Source organism: Pedobacter sp. GR22-10, from assembly GCF_026239715.1.
Classification (GTDB): domain Bacteria; phylum Bacteroidota; class Bacteroidia; order Sphingobacteriales; family Sphingobacteriaceae; genus Pedobacter.
Map to the genome: position 1 here is coordinate 1,317,072 of NZ_JAPIVR010000001.1, position 18,970 is coordinate 1,336,041.

At 39.8% G+C, this 18,970-nt stretch carries 16 protein-coding genes and 1 riboswitch; of the genes, 7 read left to right on the top strand and 9 right to left on the bottom strand.

The annotated features are described in order from the left end of the window. Positions 1–21 precede the first annotated feature (21 nt). From OQX64_RS05625 to OQX64_RS05640, 4 genes are all read right to left on the bottom strand, one after another. On the bottom strand, positions 22–1,056 hold the full coding sequence (locus OQX64_RS05625) for a N(4)-(beta-N-acetylglucosaminyl)-L-asparaginase (RefSeq protein WP_265817985.1): 1,035 nt from the start codon (positions 1,054–1,056) through the stop codon (positions 22–24). Positions 1,057–1,078: 22 nt separating this feature from the next. Then, positions 1,079–1,882 (bottom strand): nitrilase family protein, encoded by an 804-nt coding sequence (locus OQX64_RS05630; RefSeq protein WP_265817986.1) that lies wholly within the window; start codon positions 1,880–1,882, stop codon positions 1,079–1,081. A gap of 18 nt (positions 1,883–1,900) precedes the next feature. Continuing rightward, positions 1,901–3,046 (bottom strand): methionine aminotransferase, encoded by a 1,146-nt coding sequence (locus tag OQX64_RS05635; RefSeq protein ID WP_265817987.1) that lies wholly within the window; start codon positions 3,044–3,046, stop codon positions 1,901–1,903. Between the two features lie 151 nt (positions 3,047–3,197). Continuing rightward, entirely contained in the window at positions 3,198–4,451 is a 1,254-nt protein-coding gene (locus OQX64_RS05640) for a multidrug effflux MFS transporter (protein ID WP_265817988.1), read from the bottom strand. A gap of 124 nt (positions 4,452–4,575) precedes the next feature. Here OQX64_RS05640 and OQX64_RS05645 point away from each other — a divergent pair, with 124 nt between their 5' ends. Beyond that, positions 4,576–5,346 carry a queuosine precursor transporter gene (locus tag OQX64_RS05645; protein WP_265817989.1) on the top strand — a complete coding sequence of 257 codons (771 nt, stop codon included), beginning with the start codon at positions 4,576–4,578 and terminating at the stop codon, positions 5,344–5,346. A 138-nt stretch (positions 5,347–5,484) separates the two neighbouring features. Here the strand turns inward: OQX64_RS05645 and OQX64_RS05650 are convergent, their stop codons facing one another. The 3 genes from OQX64_RS05650 to OQX64_RS05660 form a co-directional block, all read right to left on the bottom strand. Further along, on the bottom strand, positions 5,485–6,729 hold the full coding sequence (locus tag OQX64_RS05650) for a homoserine dehydrogenase (RefSeq protein WP_265817990.1): 1,245 nt from the start codon (positions 6,727–6,729) through the stop codon (positions 5,485–5,487). A 219-nt stretch (positions 6,730–6,948) separates the two neighbouring features. After that, positions 6,949–8,007: a homoserine O-acetyltransferase family protein gene (locus OQX64_RS05655; RefSeq protein WP_265817991.1), complete on the bottom strand. Its 1,059-nt coding sequence runs from the start codon at positions 8,005–8,007 to the stop codon at positions 6,949–6,951. Between the two features lie 39 nt (positions 8,008–8,046). After that, the gene (locus OQX64_RS05660) at positions 8,047–9,372 is read right to left on the bottom strand and encodes an O-acetylhomoserine aminocarboxypropyltransferase/cysteine synthase family protein (protein WP_265817992.1); all 1,326 of its coding nucleotides are present in this window, start codon (positions 9,370–9,372) and stop codon (positions 8,047–8,049) included. Between the two features lie 272 nt (positions 9,373–9,644). Next, a riboswitch (SAM riboswitch) is annotated at positions 9,645–9,755 on the bottom strand. A gap of 196 nt (positions 9,756–9,951) precedes the next feature. Here OQX64_RS05660 and OQX64_RS05665 point away from each other — a divergent pair. Continuing rightward, on the top strand, positions 9,952–10,959 hold the full coding sequence (locus OQX64_RS05665; RefSeq protein WP_265817993.1) for a hypothetical protein: 1,008 nt from the start codon (positions 9,952–9,954) through the stop codon (positions 10,957–10,959). 44 nt (positions 10,960–11,003) lie between these two features. On the opposite strand, the gene OQX64_RS05670 is transcribed toward OQX64_RS05665, so the two are convergent. Next, positions 11,004–12,119: a trans-sulfuration enzyme family protein gene (locus tag OQX64_RS05670; protein WP_265818295.1), complete on the bottom strand. Its 1,116-nt coding sequence runs from the start codon at positions 12,117–12,119 to the stop codon at positions 11,004–11,006. A 120-nt stretch (positions 12,120–12,239) separates the two neighbouring features. Here OQX64_RS05670 and OQX64_RS05675 point away from each other — a divergent pair, with 120 nt between their 5' ends. From OQX64_RS05675 to OQX64_RS05690, 4 genes are all read left to right on the top strand, one after another. Further along, entirely contained in the window at positions 12,240–12,734 is a 495-nt protein-coding gene (locus OQX64_RS05675) for a lipocalin family protein (RefSeq protein WP_253249023.1), read from the top strand. Positions 12,735–13,012: 278 nt separating this feature from the next. Continuing rightward, on the top strand, positions 13,013–14,206 hold the full coding sequence (gene mqnE / locus OQX64_RS05680) for an aminofutalosine synthase MqnE (RefSeq protein WP_265817994.1): 1,194 nt from the start codon (positions 13,013–13,015) through the stop codon (positions 14,204–14,206). A gap of 75 nt (positions 14,207–14,281) precedes the next feature. Then, positions 14,282–14,905, top strand: a complete 624-nt coding sequence (locus OQX64_RS05685; protein ID WP_088301604.1) for a histidine phosphatase family protein — start codon at positions 14,282–14,284, stop codon at positions 14,903–14,905. 37 nt (positions 14,906–14,942) lie between these two features. Continuing rightward, positions 14,943–15,683, top strand: coding sequence for a menaquinone biosynthetic enzyme MqnA/MqnD family protein (locus OQX64_RS05690; RefSeq protein WP_265817995.1), 741 nt, complete (start codon positions 14,943–14,945; stop codon positions 15,681–15,683). A gap of 29 nt (positions 15,684–15,712) precedes the next feature. Here the strand turns inward: OQX64_RS05690 and OQX64_RS05695 are convergent, their stop codons facing one another. Further along, positions 15,713–16,027, bottom strand: a complete 315-nt coding sequence (locus tag OQX64_RS05695; protein ID WP_088301606.1) for an HPF/RaiA family ribosome-associated protein — start codon at positions 16,025–16,027, stop codon at positions 15,713–15,715. A gap of 297 nt (positions 16,028–16,324) precedes the next feature. Here OQX64_RS05695 and mutS point away from each other — a divergent pair, with 297 nt between their 5' ends. Next, positions 16,325–18,904 carry a DNA mismatch repair protein MutS gene (gene mutS, locus OQX64_RS05700; RefSeq protein ID WP_172406525.1) on the top strand — a complete coding sequence of 860 codons (2,580 nt, stop codon included), beginning with the start codon at positions 16,325–16,327 and terminating at the stop codon, positions 18,902–18,904. The last annotated feature ends 66 nt before the right edge of the window (positions 18,905–18,970 follow it).

Below are 18,970 nucleotides of genomic sequence, written 5' to 3' on the forward strand. Positions count from 1 at the left end.
GTATTTTAATAATTTATGGTATTAATAATAACTTTTGCCCTTGATTAATAAATCTTGTTTTTCAGTATTACATACGGCGTAGCTGAATCCTTTCTGAATGGCATAAGCACCATATTCACCTTTTTTATTGATCGCTAAGAAACCTACCTGAATATTTTTAGCTGTTTCGGGTTTCTTTTTGATGATGCGCATCACGGCTTCTTTACAGGCCGCTTCCGGAGTATAACCCTGACGCATGAGTTCAACCACTAAAAAGGAACCTACATTCCGGATTACCTCTTCTCCAACACCTGTTGAAGTTGCTCCACCTACCTCATTATCTACAAATAAACCTGCACCGATAATCGGGCTATCCCCAATTCTGCCATGCAGTTTATAAGCCATGCCGCTGGTGGTACACGCCCCCGAAATGTTTCCTTTTGCATCAATAGCCAGCATACCAATAGTATCGTGATTATATTGGTTTCCAGGTAATTTTTGAGGTGCAGCCTTATCATATAACTTGTTCTCAATATTCATTACCGGCTCATATCTAGCAGTTTTTAACCATTCTTTCCAGGCTTTTTCACTGGATGGCGTGAGCAGGTTTTCTTTCTTGAAGCCTTGTTCAAGTGCAAACTGCAGGGCACCATCGCCAGCCAGCATCACGTGCGGCGTTTTTTCCATTACCTTACGGGCAACAGAAATAGGATGCTTGATGTGCTCTAAAGCCAGCACAGCACCACAGTTCCCCAATTCATCCATGATACAGGCATCCAATGTAACCTTGCCATCCCTGTCGGGCAAACCACCATAACCAACGGTTTGGTTTTTTTCATCGGCTTCCGGAACCCAAACGCCTTGCTCAACCGCATCCAGAGATCTTCCTCCATTTGACAATACTTTCCAGGCATCAGCGTTGGCTGCAATACCAAAATCCCAGGTAGAGATCACAATGGGCAGGTTTTTTGCCTTTGCAGGTTGTGAAGGAATGGCATTGGCCATACTGGTTTTATCGATGGCCAGTAAGCCTGCAGAAAGGGCAGAAGCTTTTATAAATTTACGTCGGTTAAACATGATGCTATATTAGAGGTTGTTTTTATAGGATAGTGAATTGATCTGCATCTCTTAAAAAAGGAAACTGACGCCTGATTTTGGCCAGTTCTTCGTAATTGATGGTAACGGTATACATGTCTTCATCTTCCGGCTTATAATAAACAGTATTGCCATATGGATCAATGACCATCGAATGGCCACCATGATAAACCTGGTTACCATCATGTCCTACACGGTTTACGCCAATTACGTAACTCTGATTTTCGATGGCCCGGGCAGGAATCAGTGCTTTCCAGTGTGCAGAACGCCGGTCGGGCCAGCTGGCTACTAAAAGCAGGATATCATATTCTTCATTTACATTGCGTAACCAAACCGGAAATCGCAAATCATAGCATACCGCCAGCCTGATTTTCCAGCCCTTCAGCTCGACAATCAGTTTGTTTTCACCGGAACTGAAATTTTCATCTTCATCACCCATGCCAAATAAATGGCGTTTGTCATAATGCTGGTGTTCGCCATCTCTATTCATCCAGATTAAGCGGTTATAATAACGGCCATTATCTTTGATAATCAAACTGCCGGTAACCACGCAATTGTATAGTGCAGCTGTTTTCTGCATCCATTGCATCGTCGGACCACCCATTTCTTCAGCCAAAGTTTCGGCATTCATGCTGAAACCACTGTTAAACATTTCTGGTAGAATAATCAGGTCTGTTTTTTCCCGAACACCCATAGATAGGCGAAGTGCCAGGTTAACCAGGTTTTTTTCTATATTTTCCCAAAAAAGGTACGCTTGAAAAATGGTTACTTTCAGGTTTTCTATTTGCGTGTAGATAGGTGCTTCCATATGTTAGGTTTGCAAATGTTAAACATTCATTAATTTTTCTGCCGCTAAAGCAAGGGTTTCATTTTCTTTAGCAAAACAGAAGCGGATAATTTTATGGTCAGTTGCTTTTTGATAAAAGGCCGAAACCGGAATACTGGCCACACCAAATTCTTTAATGAGCCTGATGCTAAAATCAGTGTCCTTTTCATCGCTGATCTGATCATAACTTACACATTGAAAATATGAACCTTTGCAAGGGAGCAGTTCAAAACGGCTTTCAGCTAATAATCCCCTAAAATAATTACGCTTTTCTTCAAAAAAACGGCCGATTTCAGTATAGCTGCCAGGTTCATGGATATAGTTTGCAATGGCTTGTTGCATGGCACTATTAACGCTGAAAACATTAAATTGGTGTACTTTTCTAAATTCCTTCATCAATAAGGCCGGAGCAAGGCAATAGCCCAGCTTCCATCCGGTTGCATGCAAAAGCTTTCCGAAAGAGGCCACTATAAAGCTTCTTTCCCGTAATTCAGGGTAAAGCATCACACTGTTGTGTTTTTCTTCATCGTAAATCAGGTGTTCGTAAACCTCATCGCTCAGAATTAAGATATCTGTTCCACTGATCAGCTTGATCAGCGATTTCATGTCTTCGTCAGATAGAATACTGCCCGTGGGGTTTTGAGGAGAATTTAAAATGATCATCCGTGTACTTGACGTGAACAGTTTTTTAACCATGTCCCAGTCGATTCCATAATGCGGAGGAGCCAATTCATAAGTCTTAACTAATCCACCTAAAAGCCTGACGGTTGGGGCATAGCAATCATAAGCCGGTTCGAAGATAATGACTTCATCTCCCGAATTAATGATGGCCGCCAGTGCAGTAAAGATAGCCTGAGTACCACCTGCTGTAACCGTTATTTCAGTCTCCGGATGATATTTTACCTGATATAAGCTTTCTACTTTTTGTGCAATGGTTTCATTTAGGAAATGATTACCAGGCATGGGTGCATATTGGTTAAATCCGTCTTTCATGGCCTGGTTAACCAATGCTACAAGTTTTGGATCGCAAGGATAATCAGGAAAACCTTGTGATAAGTTGATGGCCTGATGCGCTGTCGCAAGCTGCGACATGACCGAAAAAATGGTTGTCCCAACGCCAGGGAGTTTTGATTGTATATTTAACATGTGATAAGCGAAAATAGCAAAAAAAGCTTAAAAAAGCAGTTCTATTTTAGCTTAAGACGTTGGAGGTATTGTTTAAATGATTTGAAATCAATGTGTTGTCGGCGGATATTGATGCCTGCTCTTTTGCATGATCCTGCCTGAATTAGCAGGATTAATGTGCCATAACCGCCGCATCTGCTGACGCGTCAACCTCACTTTTAATCAAACTTCTTCCAATCCATAAACAAAGCATGGCGATGAATGCAGCTACCGTCATGACCAATGGCATGGGCACAACAGAATGTTCACTAAATAAACTCACCACCACTGATGCCAAAGCACCAAGTCCCATTTGAAAGGCACCCATCAGGGCCGAAGCACTACCCGCATTTTTGCTAAATGGAGCCAGTGCCAGCGCTGCTGCATTTGGATTAATGAAACCTAAGCAGGAAAGGAACAAAGCGATGAAGCCCAGTGTCAGAGATAAGTTTAACCAGTCATTCAAGGCAAAAACCAGGAAGATTAAACTAAATACACATTGCGCTATTAATGCCCAGGTGACTATCTTTTTACTGCTGAACCATTTTAAAATTAAACTATTTAACTGGCTGGAACCGATAAAGGCTACTGAAAGCAAGGCAAAGATCCATCCATAGCCTGTTTTGCTTACCTCATAAATTTTCATAAAAACCGTTGGTGATGATGATACGTAAGCAAATAAACCAGAAAAAGTTATGGAGCTGATGAAGGCATAAGTAGAAAACTGCGGTTCTTTCAGTACCATGAGGAAGCTATTTAAAATCGGTTTTGGCTTCAGCGAGTAATTCGGATCTGGTTTATAGCTTTCCGGTAATTTGAATATGGAAGCCAGCAGCATCAGAATCGCCATAAAACCCAAAAAAACGAATACATATTTCCAACTGAGTGTGGAAATTAAATAACCACCTGCAGTAGGGGCCAGCATGGGCGAAACCGCAATAACAAGCATTAAAGAAGCAAAAACTTTCGGGCTTTCTTCAACGGTAAATAAATCGCGGACCATGGCGATGGAGGCTACAGCGGTGGCGCAACTGCCAATAGCCTGAACGAAACGTAAAACAATAAGTTGATTTACATCAGTTACGGCAAGGCATAAAAATGAAGAAACGATATAAAGTGCTAAACCGAAATAGAGTGGTTTCTTCCTTCCAAATTTATCAAGAAGTGGTCCGTAAAGTAATTGACCGGCAGAAATACCAATAAAAAATGCTGATAATGATAGGGCTACCGACGATTCATTTGTTTTTAAGTCTTTTGCGATATCTACAAATCCAGGCAAATACATGTCGATAGAAAAAGGGCCAAGCGCTGCCAGGGAACCCAGAATTAAGATAAGGTAGATTTTTTTTGCTGAGCCATAATCATGAATAGTTTTTCCGAGGCGCAAAGATTGTCAGATTTATGCATTTAACCTATTTTTGAGGTCGAATGATTGTAAAAAGATAAATGGTTAAAAAAATTAACACGAAGTACAGTAATTCTGATTTGAATTATTTTTAGATTTATGCACTATGACTTTTAAAACCAAAGAAAGCCGGCTATTTCTCGTGTTGGGATGTTTTTTTGTCGCGAATGCGATATTATCAGAGTTTATTGGGGTGAAATTATTTAGCGTAGAGGAAACTTTAGGGATTAAAAAGTTTGACATCAATTTATTAGGCGTTAAAAACCTGTCTTTTGTGATGTCGGCTGGTGTGTTAACCTGGCCGATTATTTTTATCATGACCGATATTATTAACGAGTATTTTGGCGTAAAGCAGGTTCGCTTTCTTTCCATACTTACTTCTATCCTCATTGCATTTGCCTTTTTAATGGTTTGGGGTTCCATGCATTTAAGTGCGGCAGATTTCTGGGTTCACCAAAACATCAACGGGGAAGATTTAAATATGAACAACGCTTTTGCAGGGATATTCGGTCAGGGGATGTGGATTATTGTAGGCTCTATCATTGCCTTTATTGTAGGGCAGCTGGCTGATGTTTTAATTTTTCATCGTATTAAGAGGGTAACCGGAGAAAAGGCTTTATGGTTGCGGGCAACAGGTTCAACACTGGTTTCCCAGCTCATCGATAGCTTTGTGGTCATCTTTATTGCTTTTTATCTCAATCCACAATATCATTACAGCTGGAAAATGGTTGCTGCCATCGGACTGGTAAATTATACTTACAAGTTTATTGTAGCCATTTTAATGACCCCGATTCTGTATATCGTTCATTTGATTATCGACAGTTACCTGGGAAAAGATTTGGCTAAAAAACTCACAGAAATGGCCGGGCGGGGTTAGTCTCTTGCTGGCTGTTAAGCATGAAGAAGAATATGCTTATTCAAAAAGGGGGGAAACCGATTAAATGGACAAAAAGGCCGGAATCGCTCCAGCCTTAATGCTTAACAACAAAACAAATAAAAAAATTAACCTTAAAATTTACAGGGAAGCCAGTTCTTCCGCGAACACATTTTCCGCAACCTGCTCCTGTTTGTAGATCTGTCTGCCGGTATAGGCAATAAAAACGTCTTTTTCCAAAAGTAAATCACGGTTTTTAATCAGCTGTTCTAACTTAACTGTGCCGATCACATATTTATAGTTACTGGCTGCATAGCGTTCGCTAATTTCATCAAAACCCAGCAAGGTCACTAAGTCTTCATCCGCATAACGCAAATAAACCTCCAGCAAAATATCTTCAGTGTGTTTAACACCATTTTCTGAATGATATTTTTTATACTCATAACGATAATCATATCGTAAAGCTGCAATATCTGAGAGTACGGCGGCACCGGTAGGATGACCACCGGCACCTTTTCCGAAGAAGAATTGTTTGTCGGCAAATGCCGCCTGAACCGTTACGGCATTGTATTCATTCTCAACATTATACAGGAAATCATCTTTGGCAACAAGCTTAGGCAATACGTAAGTCACGATATCCTTGGTATTTACTTTCCGTGCAGTAGGAACCAGCTTAATTTTGAAATTCTTTTCACGGGCATATTTGATATCGTTAGCAGAGAGGTTTTGAATACCAATATTTAAAATAGCATCCGGATTCACAAACAAGCCGTAGGCATGGGCTGTGGCAATCGCCAGTTTATATTTGGGATCGTAACCACCTACATCTAAAATCGGATCGGTTTCTGCAAAGCCCAGGTCTTGCGCTTCTTTTAAGGCTGCATTGTAACTTTGATTTTCATTAAAAATCTTCGATAAGATGTAATTGGATGAACCATTAAAGATGCCACTTAAGGCATGAAAAAGCTCATTGTCATAATATTCTTCCAGATTCCTGATGATTGGAATACTACCGCAAACCGCACCTTCATAAAGTAATGATGTACCATATTTCTGCTGCAATTCAACCAGTTCTTTTAAATGATTGGCAATCATTTTTTTATTGGCAGAGACAACATTTTTGCCGTTTTTTAAAGCAGTGGTTACAATTTCATAAGCGGCATCAGCATCATTAATCAGTTCCACTACTGTATTGATTTCTGAATTATTCAGAATCTCATGGCGGTCTGTCGTAAATAAATGTTGATCGAGCGTACGTTTTTTCTTTGGATTTTTTATAGCAATTTTTATGATTTCCAGGTTAAGGTTCTGACTCTGGATAATATCTAATAAGCCCTGGCCTACCACTCCGAAGCCAAATAAACCGATTTTTAAATTTTTACTCATGGTGTTTTATAGTGTATTAGGTAGCGAGTATCAAGTATCAGGACTTGTGCTCAAAGCGCTTTTCGCTACTATTTTTTTTGTGAACTTCTATTTGATACGGAAACACAGATTTTCACAGAATTAGATTCCTTATTTCCATGATTCAGTGTTTTCGCGTCTGATTAATATTTTTTAATTTGTTTAGCCTGGCTTTTATTCAATCTTTTACCCTCTACTTTATCAGGCCGTATGCTGTAGCTTAATAATTTTCTTATCCCTGCTTTCTCTGATAAAGTTGCCGATGATGTTGGTTAAGGCATTGGTTTCAATTAAAAAACCATCATGACCATATTCAGAATGAATCACCGCGAATGTTGCATCATTGATCTGATCTGCCAGGTATTTTTGCTCTGACACCGGAAAAAGAAAGTCATTTTCGATACCAATAACTAAGGTATTTGCTTTGATTAATTTTAGAGCTTCAGCAATACTCTTTCTGTTGCGCCCTACATTGTGGCTGTCCATAGCTTTGGTCAAATAATAATAACTGTAAGCATTGAAGCGTTTAATCAGCTTCTCACCCTGATAATTCTGATAGGAGGAGGCCCGGAAATGATCCGTTTTATCATTTACACTTTCCACCTGTGTACTGCCATAAGCATGGTAGGTTCTGTAACTCAGGAGTGCAATACTTCTGGCGGTTTTTAAACCTTTACTGCCGCCATCGGGCTGGTTGGCAAAGAAAGTCCTGTCTGTGGTAATGGCCAGTCGCTGACTTTCATTAAAGGCAATGCCCCAGGGCGAATGTACCGCGTTGGTGGCCACTAAAATCAGATTTTCAATTCTGGAAGGTTCGATAATTCCCCATTCCACAGCCTGTTGTCCGCCCAATGAACCACCAATCAGTAATTTAATGGAATCGATGCCTAAATGCCTGGCCAGCAACTGATGTGCGGCAACAAAATCGCGGATGGTAAGTGGTGGAAAAGATAAATAGTAAGGCTGGCCGGTTACCGGATTAATGCTTAACGGATTGGTTGTTCCATAATTCGAGCCTAAAACATTGGCGCAAACGATATAATGATCTTCTGGGTTAAACAATGCATTTTGTCCGAACAAACCTTCCCACCATTCAAATACATCAGCATTGGCTGTCAGCGCGTGACATACCCAAATCACATTGTCTTTATTGGCATTTAGTTTACCATATGTTTGATAGGCGATTTGCAGATTCCGAATTTTTTTCCCGTTTTCCAGCTTAAATGGCTTGGTATGATGATATGTTGATGCAGTGCTCATGGTAAAATTGTAATGTTGTAAAATGACTAGGTACTAAGCTTACAGGGATTCCTGACTGATTTTTGATCCAATAGCCGCAAAAGCCTGTTCAAAATCTGCTTTAATATCATCAATATGCTCTATACCTACAGAAACTCTTAGTGCATTTGGTTTAACGCCGGCCGCCAGTTGGGCTTCATCACTTAATTGCTGGTGTGTGGTGGCTGAAGGCTGGATAATTAAAGTTTTAGCATCACCTACATTAGCTAAATGAGAAACCAGTTTCAAACTATCTATAAGCTGAGAGGCATTTTCCTTGCTTCCGTTCAATTCGAAAGATAAAACGCCACCAAAGCCGTTGCTTAAGTATTTCTTGGCCAGGTTATGGTATGGACTACTGGATAAACCAGGATAATGTACTTCTTTAACCATAGGATGATTTTCCAACCAGGTAGCCAGCTCAAGTGCATTGTCTACATGACGTTGAACGCGGAGTGATAATGTTTCTAATCCCTGTAATAAGAGGAAAGAATTAAAAGGAGACAGGGCAGGTCCCAGATCCCTTAAGCCTTCTACCCGGGCGCGAATAATAAACTGGATGTTACCAAACGGACCTCCGATACCAAAAACATCGTTAAAAACTAATCCGTGGTAACCTTCTGATGGCGCTGTAAACTGCGGAAATTTTCCATTGCCCCAGTTGTAATTTCCACCATCAATGATCACACCGCCAATGCTGGTACCATGACCGCCGATCCATTTAGTAGCAGATTCTACTACAATGTTTGCTCCATGTTCCAGTGGTTTAAATAAATATCCACCTGCACCAAAAGTATTGTCTACAATAAAAGGAATATCATGTGTTTTGGCAATGGCCGCAATTTTTTCAAAATCAGGGATGCTGAAGGCCGGATTGCCAATGGTTTCCAGGTAAATGGCTTTGGTTTTCTCTGTGATTTTTTGTTCAAACTCTTCAGGAACATCCGGGTTTGCAAAATCGACGTGAATGCCCAGACGTTTAAATGCAACCTTAAACTGGTTGTAGGTTCCGCCATATAGATGTGATGACGAAACAATCTGATCTCCGGCCGTTAAGATATTATGCAGGGCGATAAATTGTGCCGCCTGGCCTGATGCTACCGCCAGTGCGGCTACACCACCTTCCAAAGCGGCGATTCTTTTTTCAAAAACATCAGTTGTAGGGTTCATCAGCCGGGTATAGATGTTTCCAAACTCTTTTAAAGCAAACAGGTTAGCACCATGTTCCGCATTCTTAAATCCATAAGAGGTGGTCTGATAAATGGGAACCGCTCTGGAACCTGTTGTAGGGTCTACTTCCTGACCAGCATGCAACTGAAGCGTTTCAAATTTATATGATGTTGACATAATTTTCTAATAATTAAGGTTAAAGTAATGAGTGGAATGAACGGACAAATCAGAAAAGTAAATTATCCTGCAGGGCGTATCCCGGTTAACCGGGACCTTCCAATTTGAAAAGAAACAAGAGAGGAAGATTTTTAAATTACCGTATGCAACAGCACATACGGGACATATACATCACATTAGAGCACACCAGCAGTTTAATGGAAACATTTGCTGTTTGTTGTTTCAGACTAGTGCCGTCGTGAGATAGAAGATTTAAAGTATTCATCAGTTTAAATTTATATCACCGGTTAACTCCATGTTATCCGGTCAGGAATTGGCACCTTCTCTTTCTGAGGGTTGCCAGTGGGTCACGGAGCCAGTCTCTCGCCACTTCTTTATAAATCAATCCGATTCAGATTGACTTTTATTTAGTGATCTACCAAATAATATTTCAAATGTCTGAAATAATTTTAAAACAACAAAATTTAATTCTGATTTTTTATTAAATAAATCCAATTACATGTTGTAATCACAAAACGATTGTTCAGGTAAGTTTATTTAACATTAAAATTTTATGTTTGTATAACCTATCTCATCTATATGAAAAACGCTAAAATGATTTGTCTGGCCCTTTCACTCACCATGGCAAGTTTTACCACAGTTAACGCACAATTCGGCGGATTAAAAGACAAATTATTAAAAGTTGGAACTGCACAGGGGGCTAAGGCTTTAGGTGTGGATAAATTTCTGAAACAACCCGGTGCCATTACCACAAGTTTTGAAGACGTAAACCGCGAGGGAGAAATGATGCCAGATTTTAAGGCCATACTCAAGGCACAACCACTATATCTCTTACCAAAGAATCCGGAAGGAGGATACCTGCTTTGTGAAGGACTTTATGAAATGACGAATAAAAGTTATTGCTTGATGGCTGGTACCTTCGCCCCGTCAAAAGGAGATGGCTATATGTTTGCTCCGGTATTGGGCTCAAAAGAAGATGTTGTGATTGCGATCATTAAAAGTGCAGAAAAGCACCCTGAAGTAGAACAACATGATATTCAGGCTTTATTATGGACCATCATAGCACGCACTAAATTTACAAGTTACAGCGGACAGGTAAAAGTTACCGCATTAAAATTATTGACGCCAAAACAGATCACCATGTTAGAAGGCGGCGCATTAGGTGTGCTGCCCTTTGATGTAATGGAAAAAGCCAAAGACCAGTTGCCATCTGGTTTAAAGGCAGTTTTTGAAGCTGAAAACAATATTCGCCAGCTCGTTTCTTCAGGAAATTATACCTATGCTGATCTGGAACGGTATGCAATTATTGCAGGTATGGCCCCGCAAAGAGCAGATGTGCCCAGCGGTATCTGGACCAAACATCCTGATGGATATTATGTACGTTATTTTCCTTCGGGCTATTCTACCACACGCGTACAGGTATATGTGCCAAAAGAATTGCTTGCTTCGGGAACAAAATTGGTTTATGATGCAGCTGGTGATATCGCCTGCCCTGCAAATACAGGTGCTCAACGTTTAGCACAAACCAATGAGCCTTTAAACGCAGACTATGCGAAGAAGTTGGTTACTGTTTGTAACCCAAAATAGGTTTTTAGTTCTATAAGGTTTAAAACCTTATAGAACTGTAGAATTTAGGCCAGCGCCTGTGCTAAATCGGCTATAATATCGTCAACATGCTCCAATCCAACAGAAATTCTTAACAGATTTTTTGGTGTTTTACTGTCTGGTCCTTCAACAGAGTAGCGGTGCTCGATTAAGCTCTCCACACCGCCCAGACTGGTAGCTTGCGCAAATAATTTCACTTGATTCACTACTTTACTGGTTGCGTCCACGTCGCCCTTAACTAAAAAAGACATCATGCCGCCAAAGTCTTTCATTTGTTTCTTAGCAATTTGATGTTGCGGATGAGTCTCTAATCCCGGAAAATAAACCGCTTCTACTCTTGGGTGACTAACCAGATAATCTGCCACTTTCTTTCCGTTTTCGCAATGCCCTTTCATGCGATATGACAGGGTTTTGATGCTTCGGCATAATAAATAACAATCAAAAGGAGAGGGAACGGCACCGCCCGTTTGCTGGATGTTTTTGATTCTCTCCCATAATGCATCTTTCCTGCCTGTAACCAAAATGCCACCCAGAATATCACTATGTCCGCCGAGGTACTTTGTACTGCTATGCATTACGATATCAGCCCCTAATAAAATCGGATTTTGTAAAACCGGAGAGGCAAAAGTACTGTCGCAAACCAATGTAAGGTGATTTGCTTTTGCTATTTTTGAAATTTCTGCAATATCTGTAACCTTCAGTAATGGATTGGATGGTGTTTCCATCCAGATCATTCTTGTGTTTGGTTTAATAGCGGATTGAATGAGATCCAAATCAGTTTGATCAACAAAATCAAATTCCAGAATCTCATGATAAATGGTCAGCAGTTGTTTTTTAATGCCCCAATACATATCATCCGGTGCAATAATGTGACTGCCCGGTTTTAAAGCCTGAAATAAGGCCATACCACAGTAATTTCCCGAAGAAAAAGCAGCTGCATCTTCACCATATTCTAACTTAGCCACAGTGTTTTCTAAAGCAGACCGGTTTGGATTACTTACCCGGCTATACATATGACCACCCGGATAGCCGCCGTTTTCATCACGAAAAAAAGTAGTAGAAAGATTGATGGGTGGCGTAACATCTCCAGTTGAATTTTTAAGAAGATTAGAAGCGTGAATAGCAAGGGTTTCTGGTTTCATCATGATTTTTATTAGGGTACTTTAACCGTGAGGCAATTTAACAATTTAACGCTAAATTAAACTTGATAATTGTTTTGGCAGGATTTATGTATCTGTTTTCACAAATTTAAAAAAACTAAAATGAAAAGATTATTTATAGCTATTGCGATAGCATGTTCTACTTTGATGATGTTACAAAGTTGTTCTTCCACAAAAAATGCTTCAACAGGTATCAATGGCGGTAGAGGTACCATTACCGGTACATGGGTGTTAAACAATGTATCGCTGGAAGGTCTTCCTGATCAGGCTGTTCAGGGTTTGTTCGGAGAAAAATCTTACAAATGTTTTCAGGGAAGTACCTGGAAATTAACCAATAGTGGAAATGGTTCTTACACGCTACCAGCATCAAGTACCTGTGGTCAGGTAATGCAAACCATTTTCTGGTCTGCAACACCTTCAGAAGAAACATTTCAATTCAAAAAAATATTTGAAGGCGATAAAGCTAAAAATGTAACAGAAGGTTATCGTTTGGTGCTGACACAACTTTCAAAAGGTAATATGGTGATGAAATCACCAATCGAATTTGGTGGCAAAACAGCGAACATTGTTTTAACCTTTTCACCGGCAACAAATTAAACACTAATTACCTGCGAAAAACATAAATTGAGAGCACTTCCGAAAGGAGGTGCTTTTTTTTATTGGTTCAATGGTTCATTAATTATTGATTTATTAGTCAGAACTCAGTAAAATGCAAATTTTCTTTCATTTTTAAATTAAAATTTAGGCGTTTGGTTTAGGCACCCTGACAAATGACTGATGAACTAAAGAGCTATTAAACCAATAATGTCCGTTTGTTACAAGAAAATGATTTTCAAATCGCCTCAATATTGTATTTTTGTTCAAAATAATCAGGAATGAATACAACTGAACAAGTTGAAAAAATATTAGCTGATACTTCATTATCAACTGAATTACAAAACATAGCACATAAAGTACTTCACCAGGAACGAATTACGTTCGATGAAGGCGTTTACCTTTACGAACATGCAGAATTGGGTTATCTTGGTGTTTTAGCCAATTTTATCCGCGAGGAAAGACATGGCGATAAAACCTATTTTAACCGCAATTTCCATTTGGAACCCACTAATCTTTGTGTTTACGATTGCAAATTCTGTTCTTATTCGCGATTAATTAAGCAAAAGGAAGAAGGCTGGGCGTTAACGATGGAGCAAATGCTCGATATCGTAAAAAAATATGATGACGAGCCAGTAACCGAAGTGCATATTGTGGGCGGCGTTTTGCCGCAATATGATGTTGCCTTTTATTCGGCCTTATTTACAGCGATTAGAACACACCGTCCGGATTTACATGTCAAAGCTTTAACACCGGTTGAATATCATTATATCTTTAAGAAAGCGAAAATAGATTATGCCACCGGCATGAAAATGATGAAAGATGCTGGATTACAGTCTATGCCAGGCGGCGGTGCTGAGATCTTTCATCCTGAAATCCGTGAGCAGATTGCCAAAGATAAATGTACCGGAGAACAGTGGCTCTCGATACATGAAGAATGGCATAAATTAGGCATGAGGAGTAACGCCACCATGCTTTATGGACACATTGAAAAGTTTGAACACCGGGTTGACCATATGGAGAAACTTCGTGAATTGCAGGATAAAACAGGTGGTTTTCAAACCTTCATTCCGCTGAAATTCAGGAACCAGCACAATCAGATGAGCAATGTGCCTGAATCTTCTGTAATTGAGGATTTAAGAAATTATGCCATTGCCCGGATTTACCTGGATAACTTCGATCATATCAAAGCTTACTGGGCCATGATCAGCAGGGAAACTGCTCAATTATCACTTAATTATGGTGTGGATGACATTGATGGTACCTTAGATGATACCACTAAAATCTATTCTATGGCCGGAGCGGAAGAACAAACCCCGGCAATGAGTACCAAAGAGCTGGTTAACCTGATTAAACAGGTAGGGCGGAAAGCGGTAGAACGCGATACTTTATATAACGTGGTTACCGATTTCGAACATGTTGTTTTTGAAGAGGAAAAGAAACCGCAATATTATAAGTTACCTGTAGTAAATTAATTTTGAATGAATGAGTTTTGAATGTGTGAATATTTCGCGGTCCAAAATTCTGCCATTCTTTAATTCAATTAGTAAATGAAGCAAATTTATATCATCAGACACGGTGAAACGGAACTTAACAAGCAGGGAATAGTACAAGGCAGGGGTATAAATTCTGATCTGAATGATATGGGCCGGGCACAGGCAGAAGCTTTCTATCAGCAATATAAAAACATTTCTTTTGATAAAATATACACCTCTGATTTGAAACGTACCTGGCAAACCGTACAAAAATTTATTGATTCAGGTTTGCCATGGGAAAAACTTTCGGGACTGGATGAACTGGCCTGGGGCATTTGGGAAGGTCAGCCCAACAGCGAGGCCGCCCGTGAAGCTTTTCGAAATATGCTTGGAACATGGGAAAATGGTGATTATACGGCGCATTTTGAAGGTGGTGAAAGTGTTCAGGATGTATATGAGCGGCTTAAGCACCCCATGGAAATCCTATCCAGCCGGCCAGCCGAAAAAACAGTTTTGCTTTGTATGCATGGTCGTGCGATGCGTGTTTTTTTATGTTTATTGCTTGGAAAGCCTTTAAGTCAAATGACCGAATTTCCTCATCAGAATACCGTTTTGTACAAAATGGGCTTTGAGGATGGAAAATTTTCAGTTCTTGAGTTTAATAACGCCATTCATCTGGATGATTTGGTCATTGGATAACTTGCTAAATGCTTGGCAAAAACATTAACATATTACTTTGAATAAAATTAAAATATCAGCTGTTGCCTATACCAACACGAAAGCTTTTATATACGGATTAGAACATTCGGATATCATCAATAAAATCGATTTAAGTTTAGATATCCCTTCAGATTGTGCTGCTAAAGTAATTAGTGGTCAGGTAGATATCGGTTTAATGCCGGTCGCTGCAATTCCATTGGTACCTCATGCCAACATTGTTGCTGACTATTGCATCGGAAGTGATGGTGCCGTAAATTCTGTATTTATTTTCAGTGATGTTCCGGTACATGAAATCAAAACACTAAAAATGGATGTACATTCCAGAACTTCCAATAACCTGGCGAAGGTTTTGCTGAAATTTCACTGGAAGAAAGAGGTTGAATTTGTTACAGATCAGTCCGTTAAAACAGATGCCCTGGTGTTGATTGGCGATAGGACTTTTGGAAAGAAGGGCCATTACGCTTTTGCCTATGATATGGGCGAAGAGTGGAAAAATTTTACCGGTTTGCCTTTTATGTATGCAGCCTGGGTAGCCAACAAGGAAATTTCAGCAGAATTTAAAACTGAGTTTAATGCAGCACTAAAATTTGGCCTGGAACATCGGGATGACGTTTTAAGCGATTTACCAGAAATATCAAACTTCGATTTGAAAGATTACTTATATCATAAATTGCAGTTTGAAGTAACAGAAGACAGGACAAAAGCATTAAAAATGTTTCTGCAGTATATTAATGAACTTGAAAAAGTTAAGGCATAAAAAAAGGCAAATAAATTGCCTTTTATATGTTAGTGTGCTTTCAGCTTTCCAGCGATGGTTTCCAGCTTACTTTTTAATTTACTGATAGCCCCGTTAAGTGCTAAATCATAAGTGTTACCGAGATTGGTTACTGCGATGGGTTCTTTACCAACTATTTTCGCTTCAAGGAGACAACGCTTATCATCTAATCCGTCTTTACTTCCGTTTTCATCAGACAAGTGTACTTCGATCCGGGTAAGTAAATCATCAAAACGGCCTAAACCATCAGTAATGGCACCTTTAATTTTTTCTTCGTATTCCTGGTGTATGGTTAAGTTTTTGTCGGTGTTCAGTTGAATTGTCATAATGTTAATTTTAGGTTAAATCATATTGTTCTAACAAACGGCACAACAAAACGTTTTAAATAGCTTCCGTATAATTGTAACAGGTTGGTTTTCAGATTTACTTTTTTAATCCTTTCAGTGATCATTGCTTTAGTTTCTACATCATAATGGCATACTACATATTTTCCGTTTAAACATTCCAAACATTTATTCAATTTTTCAACAAAACACCCTTGCATTGCAGAATCATGCTATCTTTATGGCTTTTGCAAATTAATTTCAGTTTTGGCTAAAGACACGAATAAAGAAACCCCGTTAATGCAACAATACAACGCCATTAAAGCGAAGTATCCGGGTGCATTATTATTGTTCAGGGTTGGAGATTTTTACGAAACCTTTGGCGAGGATGCCATAAAAACTGCTCAGATCTTAGGCATTGTTTTAACCAGGAGAGGTACCGGACCAAATGGTGGCGCGCTCGAACTTGCCGGTTTCCCGCACCATTCTCTGGATAACTATTTGTCTAAATTGGTCAGGGCTGGTCAGCGGGTGGCCATCTGCGATCAGTTGGAAGATCCTAAAACGACAAAAACCATTGTTAAGCGTGGTGTAACTGAATTGGTTACACCTGGGGTAGCTTATGGTGATAATATTGTAAATCAGAAATCAAATAATTTCCTGGCCTGTGTTTTCTTTGATAAGACACAACTGGGTGTTTCATTTCTGGATATTTCTACGGGTGAATTTTTAATAGCGCAGGGTAACAGCGATTATATTGATAAGCTTTTGCAGGGTTTTAAACCCACTGAGGTCATTTTTCAAAAATCTAAAAGGCAAACATTCACCGAGAATTTTGGAGACCGTTTTTACACTTTCGGTTTAGACGACTGGCCTTTTACTGCTGATTACGGGAATGAAACTTTAATGAAGCATTTCGATGTTACTTCCTTAAAGGGGTTTGGTGTAGACAGGCTTCAAAGCGGCATTGTGGCCGCTGGTGTCGTACTCCATTACCTGGGTGAAACAGAACACCGTAACCTGCAGCACATCACTTCCATCAGCAGGATCGAAGAAGACCGCTATATGTGGCTGGACAGGTTTACCATTCGTAACCTGGAACTGGTAAATTCACCAAACGACAATGCGGTAACTTTATTTGATATCCTTGATCATACCTGCACGCCAATGGGCGCCCGTTTATTGCAGAAATGGATCATTATGCCCCTGAAAGAACTGAAACCTATTCAGGAACGCCTGGGGATGGTGGATTACTTCGTGGCCAATACAGTATTACAGGAAGAATTTCTTACCCACATCAAACAAATTGGTGATTTGGAACGGCTGATTTCCAAAGTAGGTTTACAGCGCGTCGGACCAAGAGAACTGGTAGCCTTAAAAAGGGCACTTTACCATATCGAATCTGTTAAAAAGCTTGCTGCAGATTCAAAAAATCCTTTTCTAATTAAAATTGCCGATCAGTTAAACCCTTGCCTGGCCATTCGTGATCGTATTGAAAAAGAGTTACAGCCAGAACCTCCTGCTGTTTTAATTAAGGGCAATGTGATTGCGGATGGAATAGATGAAGACCTCGACCGTTTGCGCAAAATTGCTTTTGGCGGTAAGGATTACCTGGTTCAGATTCAAAAACGTGAGGCCGAAGCGACGGGAATCCCATCTCTGAAAATTGCCTTCAATAACGTTTTTGGTTACTACCTGGAAGTTACTCACACGCACAAAGATAAAGTTCCGGAAGGCTGGATCCGTAAACAAACCCTGGTTAATGCTGAACGTTACATTACGCCTGAACTGAAGGAATATGAAGATCAGATTCTGGGAGCCGAAGAAAAGATTCAGGCGATTGAAATTCGCTTGTATAACGAATTGATGTACGAAACTGCGGGTTATATAAAACCTATTCAACTCGATTCATTTCTGATTGCGCAATTAGATTGTTTGTTATGCTTCGCCCAGCTGGCTGAAAAAAATCATTATAATAAGCCGAAGGTAACTGATCATAAAGTGCTGGATATTAAAGGTGGACGCCACCCGGTGATTGAGAAGCAACTCCCTGTCGGACAGGAATATATTACCAATGATGTTTACCTGGATACAGATTCACAGCAAATCATCATGATTACCGGTCCCAATATGGCCGGTAAATCAGCAATTCTCCGTCAAACGGCATTAATTGTGTTAATGGCACAAATGGGTTCATTTGTACCTGCAAAAGATGCGGAGGTAGGAATCGTTGATAAAATTTTCACCCGTGTGGGTGCTTCTGATAATATTTCGTCGGGCGAAAGTACATTCATGGTCGAAATGAATGAAACCGCAAGTATCCTGAATAATATTTCGGACGACAGTTTAATTTTGCTGGATGAAATCGGGCGTGGAACCAGTACGTATGATGGAATTTCCATCGCCTGGGCCATTGCAGAATTTTTACATCAACACCCAACAGCGAGGCCAAAAACGCTTTTTGCCACCCATTATCATGAATTAAATGAGCTGGCGAATACCATGCCACGCATTAAAAACTTTAATGTTTCTGTAAAGGAAATGACTAATAAGGTGATCTTTTTGAGGAAGTTAATTCCAGGGGGAAGTGAGCATAGTTTCGGTATTCACGTAGCTAAAATGGCTGGGATGCCTCCTAAATTAATTGGCCGGGCAAATGAGATTTTAAAGAAATTAGAAATCGATAGGACAGAGGGACAGAGCATTAAAGACAGTATTAAAAAAGTACAGAACCAGGCTTATCAGTTACAAATGTTCGCGATTGACGATCCTGTTCTGGTTAAAATCAGAGATACACTCAATAATTTGGATGTAAATGCATTAACACCAGTAGAGGCTTTGTTGAAACTGGATGAGATACAAAGGCTGATAAAAAATTAAGTTAGTGGAAACTACAGACTAAATTTTGCATGTTTAGCGTTTACTTGTCGAATAGCAGATAACAAC